We start from the raw sequence: 13,297 nt of genomic DNA on the forward strand, positions 1-13,297 counted from the left end.
GCGACGTTGTCGTTGGCGAGCACCCACGCGACGGCGAGCTGCGCCATCGTGATGTCGAGGTCGTCGGCGATGGGCTGGAGCTTCTGCACGGCGGTCAGCACGTCGTCCTCGAGGAAGCGCCTGATCATGTCGGCGCCACCCTTCTCGTCGGTGGCGCGGCTGCCCTCGGGCGGTGCGGCGCCCGGCTTGTACTTGCCGGTGAGCACGCCCTGCCCGATCGGCGACCAGACGATCTGCGAGATGCCGAGCTCCTCGCTCGTGGGGATGACCTCGCCCTCGATGACCCGCCAGAGCATGGAGTACTGCGGCTGGTTGGAGATCAGCTGGATGCCGAGGTCCTGCGCGAGCGCGTGGCCGGCGCGGATCTGCTCGGCGGTCCACTCGCTGACGCCGATGTAGAGCGCCTTGCCGTGGCGCACCACATCGGCGAACGCCTGCATGGTCTCCTCGAGCGGCGTCTCGTAGTCATACCGGTGTGCCTGGTAGAGGTCGACGTAGTCGGTGCCGAGCCGCTCGAGCGAGCCGTTGATCGACTCCATGATGTGCTTGCGCGACAGGCCCGTGTCGTTGGGTCCGCCGGGGCCGGTCGGCCAGTAGACCTTGGTGAAGATCTCCAGCGACGCCCGGCGCTCGCCCTTGAGCGCCTCGCCGAGCACCGACTCGGCCTTGGTGTTGGCGTAGACGTCGGCGGTGTCGAACGTCGTGATGCCCGAGTCGAGCGCCGCCCGTACGCATGCCAGTGCCGCGTCGTTCTCGACCTGGGATCCGTGGGTGAGCCAGTTGCCGTAGATGATCTCGCTGACCTTGAGGCCGCTGTTGCCGAGGTATCGGAAGTCCATGGATTCGAGCGTAGTGGGCGGCTGGGAACGGCTGTCCGGGCCCGCCGACTACTGAGCTGCGGAGTCGATCGACTGGTCGATGACGTAGATGATGGCTCCGCCCGGCTCCTGGTAGATCGCCTGGAACCCGCCCGGGATCTCCGAGGGTTCCTCGATGACGGCCAGCGCGTCGGGGCGGGCGGCGTGGAAGTCCTTGAGGCTGTCGACGACGAACACCGGCCCGACCGGGGCATTCGGGTCGTTGGCATCGATCATCAGCTGCACATCGCTGCCCGGCACGGCCAAGGCGGCAGTCGTGTCGCCCTCGCGCCAGGACTCGGTGAAGCCGAGGCCGTCGCGGTAGAGGCTGAGCGACGCATTCAGGTCGGAGGTGGGGACGAACAGGAACTCGAGCTTCATGACGGAACCTTTCGTGTCGTAACTCAATTGTTGGAGAGCGTAACAGTATTATGTTGGGATGCGCGAGTGGATTCCGGTGTCGACATCCCCCAAGGGCAGACTCGCGCTCGCGGCCGTCAAGGAGTTCGGCGCACGGTCGTTCGACGAGGTCACGGTCGGCGAGCTGGCCGCGGCCGCGGATGTCACCACGGGCGCGCTCTATCACCACTTCGACAACAAGCTCGGGCTGTACGCGTTCGTCCGCAGCGATGTCGAGCAGCGGTTGCTGGACCGGATGGAAGGCGCGATCGCGGCTGGGGGCGAGGGCTCCGCGGCGGTGAAGGCCGCGCTGCTGGTGGGGTTCGACTTCGCCGTACGCGAGGGGTTCCCTCAGCTGCTGGGGGCGCCGCCGGCCGGAACCGAGGGCGACCGGTTGGCCGCGATGCTCACGGCGAGTACGGCCCCGGCGCCCGCCGTGCTCGGGCGCGTGCTGGCGGCGGCCTGGCGGGCCGCGCTCGCCGCCGTTGCCGAGGGTTCGGAGCCGGACGATGCCCGGGCTGCGCTGCTTGCGTTGGACGTACGAATCGCGTCGTGACCGGCTTCCAGGGGACGTGTCAGAGGCGTGTTCTAGGCTGGAAGGTTGGGCTTGTCGAAGCCCTGGAAACTTCTGCAATTTCAGTGAAAAAGGCCTTGCGTTCTGTCAGCCGATCACGTTAGAATCGAACATACGTTCTAGTGATCGGGGGATCCAGATGGTTGCCGAGCTCGTCCCGTCGCCGCCACCTGTGGTGGCGTGCCTGGACGCGCTCGATGAGGTCCTCGACAGCATGAGCACTGATGCGTATGCCTTGCTGGATCCGGGTTTGCAGCGGACCGCGGCGGAGCGGTTGCGGCGGATCAAGGCCCGGGTGACCGGACAGGAGCTCGCGGCCATACGGGCCTTGGATGCCGGGCTGGGCGACAAGACCCGCACGGGTGAAGTCCTGGCGCGGGGGTTCGGTCGCGACAAGCACGAGGCCGACCGCAGCGTGCGGGTCGCCAAGGCGTTGTCGGCGGCGCCGCGCACCGAGGACGCACTGGCATCTGGTGAGCTGGCCGAGACCCAGGCCGCGGTGATCGCCGGCGCCATGGATGGTCTGCCCGACACCGTGACTCCCGATCAGCGGGATGCGTGTGAGACGACGCTGATCGCCGACGCGAAGCGGTTCCCGATCAAGGACCTGCGCCAACGAGCGCTGCGGGTCACCGACGTGTTCAAGGAGCCCGCCGAGGCCGCTGCCGACGAGGACGAGGCATTGCGGCTGCGCGAACGCAGCGCCTGGGCGCGCACCGAGATGTGGATGGCTGATGACAAGGACGGCACCTGGCGGTTCGGCGGACGCCTGCCCGCCCTGCAGGCCGAGATGCTCAAGTCCGCCCTCGACGCGATCGCCGCACCCCGACGCCGCCATCTCACCGCCGAGCAGGAACGCGACCAGGACCAGCTGACCTACCCCCAACGCATGGGCCGCGCGTTCGCCGCCCTGATCGAACGCCTCCCCACCGACAAGCTCCCCACTGCTGGTGGCACGCCCGCGGTGATCACGGTCAACATCGACCTCGACGACCTGCGACGCAAGGTCGGTGCCGCGACGCTGACCACCGGCACCCGGATCAGCAGCGGCGAGCTGCGCCGCCTCGCCTGCACCCAGGGCATGCTCCCCATGGTCTTCAACGGCGCCTCCCTCCCCCTGGACATGGGCCGCTCCAAGCGCCTCTTCACCCCGGCCCAACGCATCGCGATCGCCAACCGTGACCTCGGCTGCGTCACCCCGGGCTGCGAAGCACCACCCGGCTGGTGCGAAGGCCACCACTGGCGCCAGGACTGGGCCCACGGCGCCACCACCAACATCGACGACGGAGCACTCCTGTGCTCCCTGCACCACCACCAAGCCCACGACCAAGACTGGCAATTCAGGCTCGCCGCCGACGGCATCATCGAAGTCAAGAAACCCCGCGGCCTCTGGCAGCGAAACCACCGCTGGCGACCCTGACCAGTTCGATCCCTAGGGAGGCCGCCCGCGGCCGACGGGGAGCGAGCGAGGAACGAGCGAGCGAAGGGCATGGCGAATCACTGAACGGTTCGCCCTGCGCCAGAAGACCTACGGCGACGCCAGGCCGGCCGCGACGATGTGTGCTGCCGCGTCGAGGTCCGGCAGGGGGCCGTTGAACCGTCGCGCGTTCGCGTCGTGGAGCAGCACGGCGACGTACGTGTCGGCGGCACCGTGACGGCGTTGCCGGTCCAGGGCTTGCGGGCTGGCCTCGTCGAGCACGGTCTCGGTAAGCTCGACCAGGCCGTCGCGCAACGCCTCCAGGTGCTGGCCGACCTCCGGATGAGTGCCGGCCTCGCGGAACAGGATCGTGGTCACCGCGGGCGACTGCGACTGGGTGAAGCTCTGAGCCAGTCGCAGCAGCGACCCCGGCATGTCGCCACGCTCCGCGATGCCGCTGGCGAGCCGCTTGGGCGGTGCGGGGAGGCGTTCGGAGAGCAGGCAGCGCAGCAGGTCGATCTTGCGGGGGAAGTAGTGGAACAGCAGCCCCTTGGCGACCTTGGCCCGTGCCGCGATCCGCGACGTGGGCGTGGCATCGAATCCGTCATTGGCGATGAGGTGCTCCGCGGCGTCGAGAATCCGGACTCGCGCGTCGGCGACGCCGTCCTTGCGGCTTCTGGCGCGCCGGACTCGCCCGGTGTGATCCAAGCGAGTCCGGGCCATGACAGATCCCCTCTGTGGACTAGGCGGTCAAGCCGCCGCCGTGATGCGTCCGTCGCCCCATGGCGAAGTCGGCAAGGCCAACCACCAGAGCGATGGCACCGACGATCCAGGCCGTGAGGGCCATGTCGTCAACCTTGTCGAAACTCATGACCCATGGCGAGGCGATGAACAAGACGCCCATCAGTGCCATCAGGCCTTCCGCGATCTCGCCTGGCCGCGCCAGGGAGTAGAGCGCGATGCACGCCGTCACAACTCCGAGCACGATCATCGTGGCCGTGGCGTCGTCGGTCGTCGTCGTCCAGATCGGCGAACACGCCGCGTACACACCAGCAGCCAGTGCAACGAAGTCCAGAGGGTGAGCCCATTTCTTCATCACTTCCAACCACCTTCTTTCCACTTCGAGATCCGTCGATTGGAGGCGGATCACTCACTTCGATGGTGCGCCTGATTGACCGCCCGGTCAATAGTGCATTTCGGCCTGAAACCACGTCGCAAACAGGCCGCCAGACGTACGATTGGCGGGAAGGGTCTGAGGCACATGGTCCACTTCTTCGTGGTTGCGGGGCGGCTGTCGATCGTGCTCGGCGTGTTCCTCCTGCTGCATGCCGCAGGTGCCGCTGCTGAGCCGAACGGGCGAGCGGACGACACTCCCCGAGTGCTCGTCACGCGGCTGGACACCGCGATCACACCCGTCGTGGCCGACCATGTCGCTTCCGGTCTGGACCGGGCCGAGTCGGAGAAGTTCGATGCGTACGTCATCGAGCTCGACACCCCCGGCGGGCTGGTCACGTCGATGCGCGACATCGTCGAGGACGTGCTGGCAAGCCGAGTCCCCGTGATCGTGTACGTCACCCCCGGTGGGGCGCGAGCCGGCTCGGCCGGTGCGATCATCACCTTCGCCGCGCACGTCGCGGTGATGGCACCGGGCACGGCCATCGGCGCCGCCACACCCGTGGGGATCGACGGCAGCGACGTCTCGGACAAGATCGTCAACGACGCGGCCGCACAGGCCGAGGCGCTGGCGCAGCTGAGGGGCCGGAACGTCCGGTTCGCGGTGGACACCGTGCGCGAAGGCCGATCGGCCGCCGTCGACGAGGCCGTCAGGCTCGGCGCCGTGGACGCCAAGGCATCGTCGCTGGAGGACGCGCTGACGGCCGCCGACGGACGTACCGTGACGATCTCCCCGGACGACCGCGTGGTCGTACGATCCGCGGACGCCACGGTGGAACGGCACGACCTGGGACTGTTCCGCAAGATCCTGCAGACGCTCGCCGACCCCAACATCGCCTTCCTGCTCCTGACCATCGGGACGCTCGGGCTGTTGTACGAGCTCGCGTCGCCCGGTGTCGGGGTCGCCGGCGCCACCGGCGGCACCGCTCTCCTGCTCGCGCTGTTCAGCCTGTCGGTGCTGCCAGTCAGCGTCGTGGGCCTGCTGCTGCTCGCCGTCGCGATCGCCCTGTTCGTGGCGGAGCTCTTCGCACCAGGAGTGGCCGGCTTCGCGTTCGGTGGCGCCGTGGTGCTGGTGCTGTCCGCCGTCTTCCTGTTCGACGACGGTCAGGGGGTTTCGGTCGACCTCGCCCTGGTCCTGCCCACGGCCATCGTCGTCGCGGCGGCGACCGTGCTGGCCGGCAGGCTCGCCGCGCGCACCCGCAAGCTGCCGTCGGTCAGCACGGGCGCGGATGTCTTCACGGGCCAGTCGGTGACGGTCCGCGAAGCCGACGGCACCACCGGATCGACGTTCGCCGAGGGCGCCTGGTGGGCGCTGCGGAGCGTCGGGCCACCCCTGCAAGCCGGCGGGACCGCACGTGTCGTCGCAGTCGAGGACCTGGTCCTCCTCGTCGACCCGCTGTCCCCCGCAGAGCCTCCGGAGCACTCGTCCTCCGACCAGGGAAGGGACACGTCATGAGCACTGAGGTTCTCATCGGTCTGGCACTGGCGATCATCGTCGGCCTGGCCCTGCTCTCCGCCTCGATCCACGTGCTGACCGAGTACGAACGCGGAGTGATCTTCCGCCTCGGCCGCATCCAGCGACTCAAGGGACCGGGCCTGATCTTCATCATCCCGATCGTCGACAAGCTGACCCGGGTCAACCTGAGGACCCACACGTATGACATCCCGCCGCAGGACGTCATCACGAAGGACAACGTCACGGTGCACGTCAACGCCGTCGCCTACTTCAATGTCGTCGATGCGATCCGCTCCGTGCTCTCGATCGACGACCACCGGTTCGGCACGCAGCAGGTCGCGCAGACGACCCTGCGGAGCATCCTCGGGCAGACGACGCTCGACGACTTGCTGACCAAACGCGACGAGATCAATCAGCGGCTGCAACAGATCATCGACGAGGTCACGAACCCCTGGGGCGTCAAGGTGACGATCGTCGAGGTCAAGGACGTCAACCTCCCCGAGAGCATGCGCCGCGCGATGGCCCGCCAGGCAGAGGCCGAGCGCGATCGGCGCGCCAAGGTGATCCATGCGCTCGGCGAGAAGGAGGCCGCCGCCAACCTGGGCGAGGCGGCCGTCGTCCTCGAGGCTCACCCGGCCGCGATGCAGCTGCGTACGTTGGGCACGCTGCTGGAGCTCGGGTCGGAGCACAACTCGACGATCGTCTTCCCGGTGCCGATGGAGCTGCTCCGGCTCTTCGACAAGCGGCCCGAGGAGTCGGACGCCACCTGATCAGCGACGTACGAGCAGGGCGACCGGATAGCGCCCCAGCAGGTCGGCCAGCTCGACCGGCCCACCGTCGACCGACGTACCCGTGATGACATTGGTCCACTCGCCGTCATCGAGGGTCAGCGTCGTGCCACGCCATCCGCCGGTGTCCTCGAGCCCGATCGGCAGGCGCGTACCGACGACGACCAGGTCCGCGCTGCGGGCGTACGCCAAGGCGTGTGCGGCCGCGGGGCCCTCGGCCGTGAGGGCGCGATAGCCCTCGAACAGCTCGGGCCGGTCGCGGCGCAGGGTGAGCGTGCGGTGGACGACGAGCAGCTTGGTCGCGCCCGACACATCGAGCTCCGGCATGAGCCCCTCGTCGAACCGCGCGAGCATCTCCCGCCGAATCGTGTAGTCGACCGGCCGGCGGTTGTCGGGGTCGACGAGGGAGAAGTCCCACAGCTCGGTGCCCTGGTAGACGTCGGGCACGCCCGGCGCGGTGAGCTGGACGAGCTTCTGGGTCAGCGAGTTGGACCAGCCCGGCGCCTGGATACGGCGGACGAATGCCTCGATCTCGTCGCCGAGCTCAGAACGTACGCGTGACGGCCACGCCGCGACGGACGACTCGAACTCCTCGTCCGGCTCGGTCCACGTCGTGCGCAGCTTGGACTCCCGTGCGGCCTTGAGCAGGTAGTCGCCGAGCCGCTCGTCGCTGATCGGCCAGGCGCCGACGAGGGTCTGCCACGCCAGCAGGTTGAGCGACGGCTCGTCGATGCCGCAGCGCTCTGTCCACGAGGCCACGGCGTCCGCGAACTCGTCCGCGATCTCGGACAGCACGGCCATCCGGGCGCGGGTGTCCTCCGACCGCTTGGTGTCGTGCGTCGTGAGCGCCGTCATGGTCGCCGGCCGGCCGGCGTCGCGCTCGGCGGCCAGGCGGTGGAACTCGTCGACGCTCACGCCCCAGACGTCGGGCGAGCCGCCGACCTCGTTGAGCGCCGCGAACCGGGTGAACCGGTAGAACGTGGTGTCCTCGGTGCCCTTGGCGACGACCATGCCGGAGGTCTGCTGGATCCTGGTCGCCAGCTCACCGGAGGGATCGGCGCGCACCTGCTCGTCCAGCGCGGTGAGTGCGGTGTCGAGATCGGGGCGACGCGAGCGGGCCTTCGCGATCGCCTCGGCCCAGGTCGACTCCACCTCGGGCAGATAGGACCGGTAGACACCGAACGCGATCATGGTCTCGGCGACCGCAGCGCGAGCAGCCTCGGCATCCAGGCCGGCCAGCAGCGCAGCGATGCGTCGCACCTCGGCGACGAGGATCGTGTCGGTGACGAGCCGCCGCGCCTCCTCCTCGATCGCGGCATGGTCCGTGCGTACGCCGAGCCGCTCGGCGAGCTTCGTGAACGTGGCCTCCCCCGCGGGGTCGAGCAGCACGCCGAACATCTCGCGCAACGCGTCGTAGCCGGTCGTCCCGTCGACCGGCCAGCTCGCCGGCAGCTCCTCGCCGGGGTGCAGGATCTTCTCGATCACGATCCAGGTGTGGGGTGCGGCGTCCCGCAGCTGTCGGACGTACGCTCCGGGGTCGGCGAGCCCGTCGGGGTGGTCGATCCGCAGGCCGGTCACCTCTTCGGCGTCGACCCAGGTGAGGATCTCGCGATGGGTGTCCTCGAACACCTCGGGCCGCTCGACGGTCACCGCGGCGAGGGTCGTGATGTCGAAGAACCGGCGATAGTTGAGCTCGGTGTTGCCGCGCCGCCAGTCGACGAGCTCGTAGTGCTGACGGTCGTGGACCTCCTGCGGCGTCCCTTCGCCGGCGCCCGGGGCGATCGGGAACCGGTGGTCTGCGTAGACGAGCTCGTCGCCCTCGACGGTCAGCTTCGCGATGTCGGCGTCGTCGCCAAGCACCGGCACCAGCACGCGACCGCGCGACCAGTCGATGTCGAAGTGGTGCGCATAGGCCGAACGCGCCCCTTCTCGCAGGACGCTGTGCCACCAGGGGTTGGCGGAGGGCACCTCGACCGACATGTGGTTGGGCACGATGTCGACGACGACCCCGAGCCCGGCCTCGCGGGCGGCGGCCGTCAGCGAGCGGAAGCCGTCCTCGCCACCCAGCTCCTCGCGCAGGCGCGTGGGGTCCGTGACGTCGTAGCCGTGCGTCGATCCGGGCGTCGCCTCGAGGACCGGCGAGACGTACACCGCGCCGACGCCGAGGTCACGCAGATAGCCGACGACCGCGCGGGCGTCCGCGAAGTCGAAGTCGGGCCGCAGCTGCAGCCGGTACGTCGAGGTCGGCGTCATCGGGCGGCTCGCAGGGGTGCGACGGCCGCGCGTACGCGCTCGTCGGCGAAGAACGCGTCGAGGTCGACCGGGAGCGGGATGCGCCAGTTGGGATATTCGTCGACCGTCCCCGGCAGGTTGGGCTGTTGCAGCTGTCCGACCGCATCGGCGGGCGAGCTGAGCACGAGTCGCGAAGCAGCCCGCGCGATCACCGCGTGCAGCGCGACGACCGGGTCGCCGGCCGGTATGCCCTCGGCCCGCAGCAGGTCGAACAGCGCCTCGCGGTCGGCCTTCGCCTGGGCGTACGCCTCGTCGGCCGGCACGTCGAGCAGGTTGAGCTCGGCCTGGACACGGATGCGCTCGTCCTGCAGCCAGCCGGTGACCGTCGGCAGGTCGTGCGTGCTGATGCTGGCCATGGTCTCCGGCTCCCATTCCTGTGGCGGGATGTGCGGCTGGCCCGGGGCGTCCCAGTCGCGTTCGAACCACAGCACGGCCGAGCTCAGCAGGCCGCGCTCGTGCATCGTCTCGGTCACGACGTCCTCGACCGTGCCGAGGTCCTCGCCGACGACGATCGCGCCGGCGCGGTGCGCCTCGAGGGTCAGCACGGCGAGCATGACCTCGGAGTCGTAGTGCACGTACGTCCCACGGTGCGCGGGCTCGCCCGGCGGGATCCACCACAGGCGCCACAGGCCCGCGACGTGGTCGATGCGGATGCCGTCGCCGTGCCGCAGGACGCTGCGGATCACGTCGCGGAACGGCGCATAGCCGGACTCGGCGAGCCTGTCCGGGCGCCACGGCGGCAGGCCCCAGTCCTGGCCCAGCGGGTTGAACGCGTCGGCAGGGCACCCGACGCGTACGCCTGCGGCGAAAGCGTCCTGCAGCGCCCAGGCATCGGCGCCGCCGGGATGGACACCGACCGGGAGGTCGTGCACGATGCCGACCGCCATGCCTACGTCGTGTGCGGCGGCGCGGGCGGCGTCGAGCTGCTGGCGGCAGAGCAGCTGGAGCCAGGCGTGGAACGCGATGCGGTCCGACAGCGACGTGCGCGCCTCGGCGACAGCCGCGCCAGCTGGGTCGCGCAGCTCCTCGGGCCACTCCCGCCAGTCGGCGCCGTGCAGCTCGGCGAGGGCGGCGAACATCGCAAACGCCTCGAGGTCCTCGTCGACGTCAGGGGGCGTGACGCCGATCCACAACAGCTCGAGCGCCGCGAGCTTCGCGGCCCACACGGCGTCGTAGTCGATGAGCTCAGTGTTGCGGTCGGGCGCGAGGGCGACGATCGCGTCCCGCGTCTCCTCGTCTGCGGCGGCGAACTCCGTGGTGTCGGTGACCCGCAGGTAGAGCGGGTTCGCGAAGCGGCGGCTCGCCGGCGAGTACGGCGATCGCTCGAGCGGGTGCGACGGCATGAACGCCTGCACGGGGTTGACCAGCAGGACCCCGGCACCCTGCTCGGCGCCGGAGCGACGAGCCATCTCGGCGAGGTCGCCGTAGTCGCCCATCCCCCACGACCCGGCGGACCGCAGGGCGTACAGCTGCAGCATCCAGCCCCACGTGCGCGGCACCTCGGGCATCCGGGCCGGTGCGACGACGACCGTGATCTCCTGGTCGCCGGCGACCAGCCGGTGCCAGCCCAGGGGCAGGTCGGCCGGCAGGTCACCGTCGACATCGATCGCCGTGCCATCCTCGAGCGACAACCGGCCGGCAGCCCCGACGTGACGGCCGAGACCCTGCGTCACCGCGATCGTCGCGGGCAACGGCCGGCGTGCGCGATCGGACTCCACGCGTTGCAGCTCGCGCTGGATCGACTCGAGGCTGCTGGCATCCACGTCGAGACGCGCCAGCACCGCGATCACGATCTCGTCGTCGACGCTGACCAGCTCCCGGTCGGATCCCTCGTATGCCATGGCGACGCCGTGGGCGGCGGCGAGCCGGCTCAGCGCGTCAGCGTCGTCGGTCACGGGCATGCGGTCCAGCATCGCCGGTGACCGGGGCGCTTTCCAAACCGGTGGTCACGTACTCCCCGCGACTGCGCAGCTGACGAGGCGGATCGAACACCGCGAGGCTGAGGGTTGCGAGCTTCCGGACGACGAGCAGAGCCGTGTGCATGGAGATCGGCGTACCCCGTTCGGTCGGGGTGAACCCCCTCACCTTCCGCTGAAGGTGGCCTTGCCGGGCCCGTTCTCCACGAACGAGGTCATGCCGGCGGACTGGTCGTCGGTCGCCCACAGCGCGGCGAACTCCGTGCGCTCGATGTCGAGCCCGGTCTGCAGGTCGACCTCGAGGCCGCGGTCGATGGCGTTCTTGGCGGCGCGCAGCGCGAGCGCCGGGCCACCGACGAACTGCGAGGCCCACTCGACGGCCTTGGCGTGGACCTCGTCCGCGGGGTGCACCTGGTCGACGAGGCCGATCGCGAGCGCCTCGTCGGCGTCGATGAAGCGGCCGGTGTAGATCAGGTCCTTGGCCCTGGCCGGCCCGACGAGCCGGGACAGCCGCTGGGTGCCGCCGGCGCCGGGGATGATGCCGAGCAGGATCTCCGGCTGGCCCAGCTTGGCGTTGTCGGCGGCGAAGCGCACATCGGTCGCCAGGGCGACCTCGCAGCCACCGCCGAGCGCGAAGCCCGTGATCGCCGAGATGGTCGGCTTACCGATCGCTGCGATCGAACGGGTGAAGGACTGCAGCAGGTGCGCATGGCGCGAGATCTCCTGGAAGGACATCGCCGCCATCTCCTTGACGTCGGCGCCGGCCGCGAAGACCCGCTCCCCGCCGTAGACCACGACCGCGGCGATGTCATCGCGCCGGTCGGCCTCGGCGCACGCCTCGACGATCTCCGTCTGCATCTGCGCATCCAGGGCGTTCATCTTGGGACGGTCGAGCCGGATCGTGCCCACCCCGTCGCTGACCTCGAGTCGTACGAACTCACCCATCGTGCCTCCAGCCGCTTCGTCGGCGGTCGCTCCCGCCCATCGCGTCGAGCATAGGACAGGGTCGCTGATGTGCTCCCGCGACCCAACACTCTTGACACAGACCCCGACGACGCGATCAAATCAACACAAGGCCACAGGAATTCACTCAAATTCACAACGCCTGCGACCCGCGTCGCCGGAAAGGACTCGCGATGCCCACCAAGAACGTCATCGTCGGCTCGGCCGTCGGCCTGCACGCCCGCCCCGCAGCGCTGATCGCCCAGGCCGTGACCGAGGCCGCCGTCCCGGTCACGATCGCCACGCCCGGCGGCACTCCCGTCGACGCGGGCTCGGCCCTGATGATCATGACGCTCGGCGCGAAGGCCGGCGCCGAGGTCGTCGTCGAGAGCGCCGACGAAGCGATGCTGGAGAAGATCGCCGACCTCGTCGAGCAGGACCTCGACGCCTAGCTGCCCTCAGGAAATCGCTGGCAGCTCGTCGCGGGTCGGCGGCTCGGCTCCGGCGCGGCCCACCGTGATCGCCGCCGACATGTTGGCGTGATGCATGAACGACCGCAGGTCCGACAGCGACAGCTCACGTACGCCCGCGGCCGGGTCGTCACCGCCGGAGCCCACCAGGCCGGTCGTCGTCATGGCATCGATCAGGCCCGACATGTACGAGTCGCCGGCGCCGACGGTGTCGATGACGGGTGTCGTCGACGAGGCCACGTGCACCTCACCGGCGCCATGCACGGCGAACGAGCCGCGCGCACCTGCGGTGATGACCACCAGGCCGGCACCCAGCGAGATCCAGTTGCGCGCCACGACGGTCGGCGCGATGCCCGGATAGAGCCAGTCGAGGTCCTCGTCGCTGACCTTGACGACACCGCAGTACGCCACGAGCCGGGTCAACCGCTCCAGCACCGCCTCGCGGTCGTCGAGCAGCCGCGGCCTGATGTTGGGGTCGAACGTCACGAGCGCCGTCGTCGATGCCCGCTTGACGAGCGCCTCCACGGCGTCGGCGCCGGGGCTGAGATAGGCGGCGATCGATCCGGTGTGGACCAGCGGCCCGATCGGCACCGTGTCGAGGCCCGCGGGGTCCCACGTGATGTCGAAGTCGTAGCGCGCAGCGCCGCGGGCGTCGAGCCACGCCGTCGCCGTCGACGTCGGAGCCGCGCCGATGGTGTCGGGTGCGAGCTGCACATGACTCCGCTCGAGCGCCTCGCGTACGACCTGGCCGCGCTCGTCGTCACCGAGGCTCGTGGCCAGCATGACGGGGTGGCCCAGCCGGCCGAGGCCGACGGCGACGTTGGCCGGGCTGCCGCCCGGGTGCTCGCTCCGCCGGCCGTCGGACCTGACCACGATGTCGACGAGCGACTCCCCCACGACGAGGATCACGTGACGACCATGGCGCCGGTCATGATCGCGACTGCCTCCTGCGGCGTGTGCGTCTTGGGCGTGATGACCGCCGCGCGCCGCCCGAGCCGCTGGATCTGGATGCG

At 69.8% G+C, this 13,297-nt stretch carries 13 protein-coding genes; 5 read left to right on the forward strand and 8 right to left on the reverse strand.

What is annotated here, in order from left to right; all coding sequences use genetic code 11:
• Together V6M46_RS03130 and V6M46_RS03135 are read right to left on the reverse strand one after the other, a co-directional pair.
• Positions 1 to 839, reverse strand: an 839-nt coding sequence (locus V6M46_RS03130; protein WP_332662311.1) for an aldo/keto reductase family protein, incomplete at its 3' end; no start/stop codon positions are given.
• A gap of 48 nt (positions 840 to 887) precedes the next feature.
• A complete protein-coding gene (locus V6M46_RS03135; RefSeq protein ID WP_332662312.1) occupies positions 888 to 1,238 on the reverse strand; it encodes a VOC family protein in 351 nt (116 codons plus the stop codon).
• Between the two features lie 58 nt (positions 1,239 to 1,296).
• Here V6M46_RS03135 and V6M46_RS03140 point away from each other — a divergent pair, with 58 nt between their 5' ends.
• Both V6M46_RS03140 and V6M46_RS03145 read left to right on the forward strand, forming a co-directional pair.
• Positions 1,297 to 1,812, forward strand: a complete 516-nt coding sequence (locus V6M46_RS03140; protein WP_332662313.1) for a TetR/AcrR family transcriptional regulator — start codon at positions 1,297 to 1,299, stop codon at positions 1,810 to 1,812.
• Between the two features lie 157 nt (positions 1,813 to 1,969).
• Positions 1,970 to 3,250 carry an HNH endonuclease signature motif containing protein gene (locus V6M46_RS03145; protein WP_332662314.1) on the forward strand — a complete coding sequence of 427 codons (1,281 nt, stop codon included), beginning with the start codon at positions 1,970 to 1,972 and terminating at the stop codon, positions 3,248 to 3,250.
• A 108-nt stretch (positions 3,251 to 3,358) separates the two neighbouring features.
• Here the strand turns inward: V6M46_RS03145 and V6M46_RS03150 are convergent, their stop codons facing one another.
• Together V6M46_RS03150 and V6M46_RS03155 are read right to left on the reverse strand one after the other, a co-directional pair.
• Positions 3,359 to 3,970, reverse strand: a complete 612-nt coding sequence (locus V6M46_RS03150) for a TetR/AcrR family transcriptional regulator (RefSeq protein ID WP_332662315.1) — start codon at positions 3,968 to 3,970, stop codon at positions 3,359 to 3,361.
• A 19-nt stretch (positions 3,971 to 3,989) separates the two neighbouring features.
• Positions 3,990 to 4,397: an SPW repeat protein gene (locus V6M46_RS03155; protein WP_332662316.1), complete on the reverse strand. Its 408-nt coding sequence runs from the start codon at positions 4,395 to 4,397 to the stop codon at positions 3,990 to 3,992.
• A gap of 111 nt (positions 4,398 to 4,508) precedes the next feature.
• Between V6M46_RS03155 and V6M46_RS03160 the strand changes: the two genes are divergently transcribed.
• Positions 4,509 to 5,876 carry an NfeD family protein gene (locus V6M46_RS03160; RefSeq protein ID WP_332662317.1) on the forward strand — a complete coding sequence of 456 codons (1,368 nt, stop codon included), beginning with the start codon at positions 4,509 to 4,511 and terminating at the stop codon, positions 5,874 to 5,876.
• The gene (locus V6M46_RS03165) at positions 5,873 to 6,646 is read left to right on the forward strand and encodes a slipin family protein (RefSeq protein WP_332662318.1); all 774 of its coding nucleotides are present in this window, start codon (positions 5,873 to 5,875) and stop codon (positions 6,644 to 6,646) included. The genes V6M46_RS03160 and V6M46_RS03165 overlap by 4 nt, the downstream gene beginning before the upstream one ends.
• On the opposite strand, the gene treY is transcribed toward V6M46_RS03165, so the two are convergent.
• The 3 genes from treY to V6M46_RS03180 form a co-directional block, all read right to left on the reverse strand.
• A complete protein-coding gene (gene treY / locus V6M46_RS03170; RefSeq protein WP_332662319.1) occupies positions 6,647 to 8,917 on the reverse strand; it encodes a malto-oligosyltrehalose synthase in 2,271 nt (756 codons plus the stop codon).
• A complete protein-coding gene (gene malQ, locus V6M46_RS03175; protein WP_332662320.1) occupies positions 8,914 to 10,857 on the reverse strand; it encodes a 4-alpha-glucanotransferase in 1,944 nt (647 codons plus the stop codon). Before malQ ends, treY begins: the two co-directional genes overlap by 4 nt.
• 180 nt (positions 10,858 to 11,037) lie before the next feature.
• Positions 11,038 to 11,817: an enoyl-CoA hydratase/isomerase family protein gene (locus V6M46_RS03180; RefSeq protein WP_332662321.1), complete on the reverse strand. Its 780-nt coding sequence runs from the start codon at positions 11,815 to 11,817 to the stop codon at positions 11,038 to 11,040.
• Between the two features lie 191 nt (positions 11,818 to 12,008).
• On the opposite strand from V6M46_RS03180, the gene V6M46_RS03185 reads away from it, so the two are divergent.
• Complete coding sequence (locus V6M46_RS03185; RefSeq protein ID WP_332662322.1) at positions 12,009 to 12,266, forward strand: HPr family phosphocarrier protein; 258 nt, start codon at positions 12,009 to 12,011, stop codon at positions 12,264 to 12,266.
• Between the two features lie 6 nt (positions 12,267 to 12,272).
• On the opposite strand, the gene V6M46_RS03190 is transcribed toward V6M46_RS03185, so the two are convergent.
• On the reverse strand, positions 12,273 to 13,193 hold the full coding sequence (locus V6M46_RS03190; protein WP_332662323.1) for a carbohydrate kinase family protein: 921 nt from the start codon (positions 13,191 to 13,193) through the stop codon (positions 12,273 to 12,275).
• Positions 13,194 to 13,297 lie beyond the last annotated feature (104 nt).

This window comes from Aeromicrobium sp. (genome assembly GCF_036676885.1).
Lineage (GTDB): Bacteria > Actinomycetota > Actinomycetes > Propionibacteriales > Nocardioidaceae > Aeromicrobium.

Coding starts and splice junctions, on each gene's coding strand:
- V6M46_RS03135 (WP_332662312.1), bottom strand. CDS start 1,238: ATGAAGCTCGAGTTCCTGTTCGTCCCCACCTCCGACCTGAATGCGTCG.
- V6M46_RS03140 (WP_332662313.1), top strand. CDS start 1,297: ATGCGCGAGTGGATTCCGGTGTCGACATCCCCCAAGGGCAGACTCGCG.
- V6M46_RS03145 (WP_332662314.1), top strand. CDS start 1,970: ATGGTTGCCGAGCTCGTCCCGTCGCCGCCACCTGTGGTGGCGTGCCTG.
- V6M46_RS03150 (WP_332662315.1), bottom strand. CDS start 3,970: ATGGCCCGGACTCGCTTGGATCACACCGGGCGAGTCCGGCGCGCCAGA.
- V6M46_RS03160 (WP_332662317.1), top strand. CDS start 4,509: ATGGTCCACTTCTTCGTGGTTGCGGGGCGGCTGTCGATCGTGCTCGGC.
- V6M46_RS03165 (WP_332662318.1), top strand. CDS start 5,873: ATGAGCACTGAGGTTCTCATCGGTCTGGCACTGGCGATCATCGTCGGC.
- treY (WP_332662319.1), bottom strand. CDS start 8,917: ATGACGCCGACCTCGACGTACCGGCTGCAGCTGCGGCCCGACTTCGAC.
- malQ (WP_332662320.1), bottom strand. CDS start 10,857: ATGCCCGTGACCGACGACGCTGACGCGCTGAGCCGGCTCGCCGCCGCC.
- V6M46_RS03180 (WP_332662321.1), bottom strand. CDS start 11,817: ATGGGTGAGTTCGTACGACTCGAGGTCAGCGACGGGGTGGGCACGATC.
- V6M46_RS03185 (WP_332662322.1), top strand. CDS start 12,009: ATGCCCACCAAGAACGTCATCGTCGGCTCGGCCGTCGGCCTGCACGCC.